The following is a 9025-nucleotide window of genomic DNA, read 5'->3' on the forward strand; positions in this document are numbered from 1 at the left end:
GGCGGCTGCAGCCGGCTGGGCGTGCTGGGGAGCTTGTCCGCGGTCAGCTCGGCCGCGACGCCCAGCAGGGCGCCGGCGCGGCGCAGCCGGGCCCGGGCCCCCGGGCCGTGGACCGAGCCCGGCAGCTTCTTCGGCACGGTCAGCGCGGGGCCGGCCAGGCCCAGGCTGCTGCGCCCGCCCGCGGCGACGCCGAGCAGGGCGGAGCGGGCCACGAGCGAGGCGCCGGCGCGCCGCAGCACGGCCGACCGGTCGTCCACGAGGTCCAGGACGGCGCGCACGCCGATGCCGTAGGCCAGGTGCGTGCTCGCGTCGGTGACCCAGTCCTGGGTGCGCCACGTGCGGGGGTCGCTGCCGCCGGAGAGCGCCATCACGGTGTCGGTCAGGGCCATCGCCGCTCCGCCGGTCAGGGCGGCGCCCACCGGCGCGGAGAAGCGGATGCCGCTGCGGCGGGCCAGGCTCGCCGCGACGCCCACGGCCAGCCCGTTGACCGTGCCGCTCAGCTCGCCCAGCGCGCCGCGGCGGTGCTCGCGGGCCGCGCCGGTGCCGGGGACGGCGCCACCGACCTTGTGCAGCAGGCCCTCGACGGTGTCGGCCGGGGCGGAGCTCGCCGGGCGGCCGCGCAGGGCCATGTCGAGGTAGCCGGCCGCCTGCAGCGCCAGGGTGCCGGTCGCGCCGGCCACGAGGCCGCGGGTGAGGGATCCGCTCATGCGGTCATGCTGGCCGAGGCGGCGGGCACCGGCCACCGGGCCGAGCCCCGCCGCCTCGGGGCAGCGGTGTGCGGGCGCCCGTCAGCGCCCGCCCTCGATCTTCCGGAAGCGCTGGGCCGCGCCCGCGGGGCCGTAGGGGTAGTCGCCCGGGGCCGGCTCGCTCGCGGCGTCCAGGGCCGCGGTCTCCTCCTGGCTCAGGTGCAGGCCCGCGGCGCCGAGGTCGTCACTGAGCTGCTCGAGGGTCCGCGCGCCGAGGATGACCGAGGTGACCGAGGGCCGGTCGGCCAGCCACGCCAGGGCCACCTGGGCCATCGAGGCCCCGCGGGCGTCGGCGACCTGCTGCACGGCCTCGATGACGTCCCAGGTGCGCTGCTCGACCGAGCGCTTCCCGTAGGCCTCCATGCCGCGCTCGGGGTCCTCGCCCAGGCGGGTGTCACCGGTCGGGCGCTCGTCGCGGGTGTACTTGCCGGTCAGCCAGCCACCCCCGAGCGGCGACCAGGGGAGCAGGCCCAGGCCGGCGTCCAGGCAGGAGGGCACGACCTCCCACTCGACCTGGCGGACGAGGAGGTTGTACTGCGGCTGGAGCGTGACGGGGGCGGCCAGGCCGTGCGCGCGGGCGGTGGCCACGGCCTTCTGCACCTGCCAGCCGGTGTAGTTCGACAGGCCGACGTAGCGCACCTTGCCGGCCCGGACGGCGTCGTCGAGGGTCGAGAGCGTCTCCTCCAGCGGGGTGAGCGCGTCGAAGGCGTGCACCTGGTAGAGGTCGATGGTCTCCACGCCGAGCCGGCGCAGGGAGGCGTCCAGGGCGCGCTGCAGGTGCCGGCGGGACAGGCCGAGGTCGTTCGGGCCGGGGCCGGTGGGGAAGCGGCCCTTGGTGGCGAGCACCACCGAGTCGCGCACGTCGGTGGGGGCGGACGCGAGCCAGCGGCCGATGATCTCCTCCGAGACCCCCGCGTTGTAGACGTCGGCGGTGTCCACGAGGGTGCCGCCGGCCGCGGTGAACGCGTCGAGCTGGGCGTGGGCGCCCGCCTCGTCGGTCTCCTTGCCGAAGGTCATCGTGCCGAGGGCGAGCGTCGAGACGGCGCACCCGCTGCGCCCGAGGGTCCTGATCTCCATGGCGCCATCGTGCTCGCCCCCCGGTGACCGGCGCACCCGGAGGGCCCAGCCGCTGCGGTACTCGTCCGCGTAGATGCGCGTAGGACGCCGTAGCACGTCAGTGAACGACACGGCTGGACGCCGTCGGAACGGCGTGAATGACATCGGCGGACTGCGTCTGGACGCCGTGAACCACAACGGCGCGAGGCGTCGTCGCGGCGTGAACCACACGGGCGGGAGGCGTCGTCGCGGCGTGAACCACACGGGCGGGAGGCGTCGGTGCGGCGTGAACCACACGCGTGGTGCGCGTGGCGCCCCCGCAGTCTCGCTGCGCTGCGGCCGGCACCGGCGCAGGCGCGCCGCTCGGCTGGCGGCGGAGCGGCCCGGGGGCTGCGATGGGGCGAGGGGCCGCCGCGGGGCGGCCGGACGAGGAGCGCGCGGTGGAGCAGGTCAGGCTCGGCAGCACAGGTCTCGAGGTCTCGCGGCTGTGCCTGGGGTGCATGAGCTACGGCGAGCCGGACCGGGGCAACCACTCCTGGACGCTGGGCGAGGAGGAGAGCCGTCCCTTCATCCAGCGGGCGCTGGAGCTCGGGGTGACGTTCTTCGACACCGCCAACGTCTACTCCGACGGCAGCAGCGAGGAGATCCTCGGGCGCGCGCTGCGCGACTTCACCACCCGCGAGCAGGTGGTGATCGCCACGAAGGTGCACGGGCGGATGCGCCCGGGCCCCAACGGCGGCGGGCTGTCCCGGGTGGCGATCCTGCACGAGATCGACGCGAGCCTGCGCCGCCTGGGCACCGACTACGTCGACCTCTACCAGATCCACCGCTGGGACCCGCACACCCCGCTGGAGGAGACCCTCGAGGCCCTGCACGACGTCGTCAAGGCGGGCAAGGTGCGCTACCTGGGCGCCTCGTCGATGTGGGCCTGGCAGTTCGCCAAGGCCCTGCACACCGCCGACGCCCGCGGCTGGACGCGCTTCGCGACGATGCAGGACCACTACAACCTGCTCAACCGCGAGGAGGAGCGGGAGATGCTCCCGCTCTGCGCGGACGAGGGCATCGGGGTGCTGCCCTGGAGCCCGCTGGCGCGCGGGCGCCTGACCCGGCCGTGGGACGAGAGCACCGAGCGCTCGGCGACCGACGCGTTCGGGAAGAGCCTCTACGGCGGCGACGCCACCCTCGACGCCGACCGCGCGGTCGTCGAGCGCGTGGCGCGGGTGGCCGAGGCGCGCGGGGTGCCGCGGGCCCAGGTGGCGCTCGCCTGGGTGGCCCAGCAGCCCCAGGTCACGGCGCCGATCGTCGGCGCGACCAAGCTCCACCACCTCGACGACGCCGTCGCCGCCCTGGAGCTGGGGCTGACGCCGGAGGAGCTGGCGCTCCTGGAGGAGCCGTACGTGCCCCACCCGGTCGCCGGCTTCTGAGCCGGCGACCGGCGGCGGCACGGCCGGCCGCCGCTCACATGTGCTTGTGGAGGACCAGGGGGTAGACCGGGCCGGACCCCGCGCTCCGCAGCACGGCCGAGGCCACGGTCAGCGTCCAGCCGCTGCGGGCGGTGTCGTCGAGCAGCAGCACCGGCCCGTCGGGCAGCCCCTCGGGCAGCGGCGCCAGCGACAGGCGGCCCAGCGGGCCCTCCGCCGCGGCGGCCGCGGTGGCCGCGTCGTCCTGGTGGGGCCCGGCAGGCGCGGCCTCCAGGGCCGGCACCAGCTGCATCCGGCCCAGCGCCGCGACCCGCTCGGCGAGGTCGCGCAGCAGCGGCTCGCGCCGGCGCGAGGGCACCCAGGTGACCCAGGTGGGCCGCCCCGCGGGCCAGCCCCAGCGCGAGAGCGTGCGCACCACGCCGTCGAGCACCTCCGCCGGCACCGGCTCGCCCGAGCGGAGCGCTGCGCCCACGACCGGGCCCCACGCCGGGTCCTCGGCCAGGGCCAGCGCCCGGCCGGGCTCGGCGCGCAGCCCCTCGGCGATTCGTCCCCGCCGGCTCGCGCCCGAGGGCCACATCTTGCGCGGCTCGACGACGGTGGTCTGGGAGCGCAGGTGGGCCAGCGCTGCCGCCACGGCGTCGGTGTCGGGGGAGGCGCCCGGGGCGGGGAGGGTGCCCGTGCACACCGAGCAGCGCCCGCAGTCGGTGGCGCCGGCGTCGTCGAGCTCCTCGCGCAGGGTGCGCATCAGGCAGCGGGTGGCCGCGGTGTAGCGGCGCATGACGTCCTGCTCGGATCGGCGCGCGGCGGCCACCCCGGCGATCCGCTCCGCGTCGTAGACCCACGGCTGTCCCGTCGTGCGCCAGCCGCCGGCCTCGCGGGCGACCGCGCCGTCGACGTCGAGCACCTTGAGCAGCGCCTCGAGGCGGCCGCGCCGCAGCCCCGCCTCGTTCTCCAGCGCCGGCAGGGTCATCGCCGTGCCGGCGCGGTCGAGGACGTCGAGCACCCGGCGCACGACCGGCTCCGGCGGGAAGGCGGTGGAGTCGAAGTAGGCCCAGATCCGCTCGTCGGCGGCGGTGGGCAGCAGGACGCCGATCGCGCCGTCGAGCGCGCGCCCGGCCCGGCCCACGTGCTGGTAGTAGGCGACCGGGGAGGACGGCGCCCCCAGGTGCATGACGAACGAGAGCCGGGGGTGGTCGTAGCCCATGCCCAGCGACGAGGTGGCCACGAGCGCGCGGACCTCCCCGGACAGCAGCGCGCCCTCCAGGCGCTCGCGCTCGGCCGGGTCGGTGGCCGAGGAGTAGGCGGCCACCGCGTGCCCCTGGGCGGCCAGGAACTCCGCGAGCCGCGCGGTCTCGGCCACGGTGAGGGCGTAGATGATCCCGCTGCCCTCGTGGACGTGCAGGGCCTGGGCGATCCAGGCGTAGGCGGTGGCGACGTCGGGCGTGGGGACCACCGACAGCGCCAGGCCCGCGCGCTCCAGGGGCCCGCGCAGGGTCAGGGTGTCCTGGCCGAGCTGGGTCGCGACGTCGGCGCTGACCCGGCCGTTGGCCGTGGCGGTCGTGGCCAGCACCGGGGTGCCCGCCGGAAGCCCCTCGAGCACCGTGCGGATGCGCCGGTAGTCGGGCCGGAAGTCGTGGCCCCAGTCGGAGATGCAGTGCGCCTCGTCGACGACGAGCAGCCCCAGGCGGGGCGCCAGGTGGGGCAGCACCCGGGCCCGGAAGCCCGCGGAGTTCAGGCGCTCGGGGGAGATGAGCAGGACGTCGACGTCGTCCGCGGCCAGGCGGGCCTCGACCGCCGGCCAGTCGTCGACGTTGGAGGAGTTGATCGTCACCGCGCGCAGGCCGGAGCGCTCGGCGGCCGCCACCTGGTCGCGCATGAGCGCCAGCAGCGGGGAGACGACGAGGGTGGGCCCGGCGCCGGCGGCGCGGCGCAGCGCCGTGGCCACCCAGTACACGGCGGACTTGCCCCAGCCGGTGCGCTGGACGACGACCACCCGGCGGTCGTGCTCGACCAGGGCCGAGATCGCCGTCCACTGGTCCTCGCGCAGGGTGGCGCCGGGCCCGGCGAGGGCGCGCAGCTGGGTCTCGGCCTGCTCGCGCAGGCCGGTGGCGGGGAGGGTGCTCACGTCGTCCATCAGGGTCCATCGTGCCCTGCGGGGCCGACAGCGCGGTGCGCCGGACGAGGGGCTGTGGACACCGGCCGGGCACCGGTGTCCCCGTCGTGGTGCCGTCCCCCCCCTCGGGGGAGCACACTGGAGGTGATGAGCCCACGGCCTGCGGTCCGGCGCCGCTTCCTGCCCACCAGTCCCTTCAACAAGCCTCCCGCGGAGGCCGTCATCTACGAGGAGGGTGACTGGGTCAGCAACGACAAGCACGGCCTCGGTCGCGTCCTCAGCTTCGACGCCGGCACCGCGGACGCCCCCGCCACGGTCGTCGTCGACTTCCGCGGCGGCAACGTGCGGCGGATCACGCTGCCCAGCGCGAACCTGAGCAAGCTCGACGAGTCGCCCGCCGAGGGTGACGCCGAGCCGGACGGTCCCGCGGCCGACGCCTGAGCCGCCCGCTCGGCCCGCTCGGCCCCCGGCTCCTCAGCCGGCTGCGTCGTGCCGGGCGAGGCCGAGCACGTCGAGCACCCACGCGTGCTCGAACGCCCGCTCGCGCCACGCCTCGTAGCGCCCGCTGCGCCCTCCGTGGCCGCCGTCCAGCTCCGTCTTGAGCAGGACGCGGTCGGCGTCCACGGAGAGCTCGCGCAGCCGGGCCACCCACTTCGCGGGCTCGACGTAGAGCACCCGGGTGTCGTGCAGGCTCGTCGTGGCGAGGATCGCCGGGTAGCGCTGGGCGGTGACGTTCTCGTAGGGGGAGTACCCCTTCATCACCGCGTAGACCTGCGGGTCGCGGATCGGGTCGCCCCACTCCTCCTGCTCCGGCACGGTGAGCGGCAGCGACTCGTCGAGCATCGAGGTCAGCGGGTCGACGAAGGGCACCGCGGCGACGACGCCGGCGAAGGCGTCCGGGGCGAGGTTGGCCACGGCGCCGACGAGCAGCCCGCCGGCGCTGCCGCCCATCGCCACCAGGCGGGCCGGGTCGACCCAGCCGCTGGCGCCCAGGTGGGTGGCCGCCGCGACGAAGTCGGTGAAGCTGTTGGGCTTGGCGAGGAGCTTGCCCTGCTCGTACCAGTGCCGGCCCAGCTCGCCGCCCCCGCGCACGTGGGCCACCGCGAAGACCACGCCGCGGTCGAGCAGCGACAGCCGCGAGGCGGTGAAGCCCGGGTCGATGCTGTGCTCGTAGCTGCCGTAGCCGTAGAGCAGCCCCGGCGCCCGGCCGTCGCGCGGCACGTCGGCGCGCGCGATGACCGACACCGGCACGGCCGTGCCGTCGGGGGCGGTGGCCCACTCGCGGTGCTCGACGTAGTCCGCGGGGTCGTAGCCGCCGAGGACCGGGGTGCGCTTGCGCAGCAGGCGCTCGCCCGTGGCGACGTCGAGGTCGTAGACCGCCGCGGGCACCGTGAACGACGCGTGCTCCAGGCGCAGCAGCGGGGAGGCGAAGTCGCGGGTGTCGCCGACGGCGGTCGTCGACAGCTCCTCCGGGAAGGCCAGCTCCTCGGGCGCGCCCACGCCGTCCGGGCCGAGGCGCATCACCGCCACGCGGGGCAGCGCCTCGCGGCGGTAGGACAGGGCCACGAAGCCGGCGAAGGCGTCGACGTCCTCCAGCCGGGTGCCGGGGGAGTGCGCGACGAGGGGGCGCCAGTGCTCGGGCCCGGGGTCCGCGGCGTCCACGAGGGCCAGCTCGAAGTCCTCGGCGCCGTCGTCGTGGAGGACGAGGAAGACGTCGCGGCCCCCCACGACCGCGTGCTCGAGCGCGTACTCGACCCCCTCGCGCCGGGCCGCGACGAGCCGGAAGGCGCCCTCGGGGTCGTCGGCCTCCAGCACCCGCACCTCGCTGGTGGTCTTGGAGTCGCTGCTCATCACCAGGTACCGGCCGCTGCGGGTCAGGCCGACGCCCAGGCCGTAGCGCTCGTCGGGCTCGGTGTGGACGACGACGTCGGCCTCCGCCGGGGTGCCGACCCGGTGGCGGTGCACGCGGTGCGGGCGCCACGCCTCGTCGACCGTGACGTAGAAGACGGTGGCCGAGTCGGCTGCCCACGTCGCGGAGTAGAAGACGCCGGGCACCTCGTCGGGCAGGTCTGCGCCCGTGGCCAGGTCGCGCACGCGGAGGAGGAACCGCTCGTCGCCGGTGGTGTCGCACGACCAGGCCAGCAGGCGCCCGTCCGGGCTGACCGAGGCGGCGCCGAAGGCGAAGAAGGCCGAGTCCCCGGCCTCGGCGTTGCCGTCGAGCATGACCTGCTCGCCGGGCGCGCCGACGCCCTCGCCGGCCGCTCCCGTGGTCGCCGGCGGGGTCCAGTCGTCGGGGTCGACGACCGGTGCGCGGCACAGCAGCGGGTACTGCTGCCCGGCCACCGTGCGGGCGTAGTACCACCAGGAGCCCTCGCGGCTGGGCACCGAGAGGTCGCTCTCCTGGGTGCGCTCCTTGATCTCCGTGAAGATCTTCTGCCGCAGGGGCTCCAGGTGGGCGGTGCGCGCCGCCGTCCAGGCGTTCTCGGCCTCCAGGTGCGCCAGGACCGCCGGGTCCTGCGCGTCGCGCAGCCACTCGTAGGGGTCGACGACGACGTCGCCGTGGTGCACCCGCTCCACCGGCACCCGAGCGGCCACCGGCGGGGCGACCGGGGTGGGAGGAGGCGCAGGAGCGACCTTCTGGGGGAGGGGCGCGGCAGCGGCGTCGTCGGTCACGACACCGACCCTACGGACCGTTCCCGCCCGCCCGCGCGGGCCCGGGCGCCTATCCTCCACCCCAGCGCGAGCGCGCTCGGGAGCCGCCGCGCCGGCGCCCGGGCGGCCGCGCACCGGGTGGGCCAGGCGGTGCGGCTCCGACGCTGGTCGGGGTCCTTGCGGAGGGAGCGGCGATGGGTCTGCGCGACCGCTTCCGGCGGGCTCGCCCGGCAGCACCCGCGGCCGACCCCCAGCCCCGGCAGGAGGACCGCCGGCCGCCGCAGGAGGACCGCCGGCCCCCGCAGGAGGACCTCCAGCCCGCCCCGCAGCCGCAGGCGGCGCCGCCCGCACTCCCGGTGCCCGCTGACGAGGCGCCCACCGTCGTGCTGCCGGTCATCCGCGCCAGCGGCCCCGAGGAGGCCCTCGCGCCTCCCCGGACCGGATCGGCCAGGCCGGCCGGCCGGCACCTCGCGCCGCCGGCCCCCGCGCCGGTCGCGCCGGCTCCCGGTCGTGGCTTCGCCGTCGTGGCGGTGGAGACCACCGGGCTCTCGCCGTCGTGGGACCGCGTCGTGGAGCTGGCCGTCCTGCGCTGCGACCCCGGCGGCGCGGTGCTCGACGAGTGGACCACCCTGCTCGACCCGCGCCGGTCGGCCCTGGGGACCGCCGCTCGCACCGGGCTGCGGGCGCAGGACCTGCGCGGCGCCCCGGCCTTCGCCGACGTCCTCGGGGAGGTCGCAGCGCGGCTGCGCGGCCGCGTGCTCGTCGCCCACCACGCCCCGGTGGTGGCCGCGTTCCTGCGCGAGGAGGCCGACCGCGCGGGGTGGGCGCTGCCGCCGACGACCGAGCTGTCCACGGTGGACGCCGGCCTGGAGGTCCTGCCCCCGCTGCGCCGCCGCGGCGTGCGGGAGAGCGCCGCGGCGGCCGGCGCGCAGGTGGCCCCCGAGCGCTCTGCCCTCGGCACCGCCCGGGCGACCGCCGCCCTGCTGGCCGCCCTGCACCGCCACCCCGGCGTCGCCGCCGACCTCGACCAGCTGGTG

7 protein-coding genes are annotated in these 9025 nt (G+C 77.0%); 3 read left to right on the plus strand and 4 right to left on the minus strand.

Annotation, left to right across the window (positions count from 1 at the left end; translation table 11 throughout):
• Both AC5FZL_RS13265 and AC5FZL_RS13270 read right to left on the minus strand, forming a co-directional pair.
• A partial coding sequence (locus AC5FZL_RS13265) for a hypothetical protein (protein WP_493619350.1) occupies window positions 1–707 on the minus strand: 707 nt, incomplete at its 3' end.
• A gap of 81 nt (window positions 708–788) precedes the next feature.
• Window positions 789–1823, minus strand: a complete 1035-nt coding sequence (locus AC5FZL_RS13270) for an aldo/keto reductase (RefSeq protein WP_493619352.1) — start codon at window positions 1821–1823, stop codon at window positions 789–791.
• A 419-nt stretch (window positions 1824–2242) separates the two neighbouring features.
• Between AC5FZL_RS13270 and AC5FZL_RS13275 the strand changes: the two genes are divergently transcribed.
• A complete protein-coding gene (locus AC5FZL_RS13275) occupies window positions 2243–3226 on the plus strand; it encodes an aldo/keto reductase (protein WP_493619354.1) in 984 nt (327 codons plus the stop codon).
• A 34-nt stretch (window positions 3227–3260) separates the two neighbouring features.
• On the opposite strand, the gene AC5FZL_RS13280 is transcribed toward AC5FZL_RS13275, so the two are convergent.
• Window positions 3261–5357, minus strand: coding sequence for a RecQ family ATP-dependent DNA helicase (locus tag AC5FZL_RS13280; protein ID WP_493619355.1), 2097 nt, complete (start codon window positions 5355–5357; stop codon window positions 3261–3263).
• Window positions 5358–5483: 126 nt separating this feature from the next.
• On the opposite strand from AC5FZL_RS13280, the gene AC5FZL_RS13285 reads away from it, so the two are divergent.
• Window positions 5484–5777, plus strand: coding sequence for a hypothetical protein (locus tag AC5FZL_RS13285; protein ID WP_493619357.1), 294 nt, complete (start codon window positions 5484–5486; stop codon window positions 5775–5777).
• A 33-nt stretch (window positions 5778–5810) separates the two neighbouring features.
• On the opposite strand, the gene AC5FZL_RS13290 is transcribed toward AC5FZL_RS13285, so the two are convergent.
• The gene (locus AC5FZL_RS13290) at window positions 5811–8009 is read right to left on the minus strand and encodes a S9 family peptidase (protein ID WP_493619358.1); all 2199 of its coding nucleotides are present in this window, start codon (window positions 8007–8009) and stop codon (window positions 5811–5813) included.
• A gap of 173 nt (window positions 8010–8182) precedes the next feature.
• Here AC5FZL_RS13290 and AC5FZL_RS13295 point away from each other — a divergent pair.
• Window positions 8183–9025: exonuclease domain-containing protein (locus AC5FZL_RS13295; protein ID WP_493619359.1), on the plus strand; the 843-nt coding region annotated here is incomplete at its 3' end.

This window comes from Quadrisphaera sp. DVD1, from assembly GCF_058932755.1.

Excerpts from the sequence above, each read along its gene's own strand:
- AC5FZL_RS13285 (WP_493619357.1), top strand. The coding sequence starts at position 5,484 with ATGAGCCCACGGCCTGCGGTCCGGCGCCGCTTCCTGCCCACCAGTCCC.
- AC5FZL_RS13270 (WP_493619352.1), bottom strand. The coding sequence starts at position 1,823 with ATGGAGATCAGGACCCTCGGGCGCAGCGGGTGCGCCGTCTCGACGCTC.
- AC5FZL_RS13280 (WP_493619355.1), bottom strand. The coding sequence starts at position 5,357 with ATGGACGACGTGAGCACCCTCCCCGCCACCGGCCTGCGCGAGCAGGCC.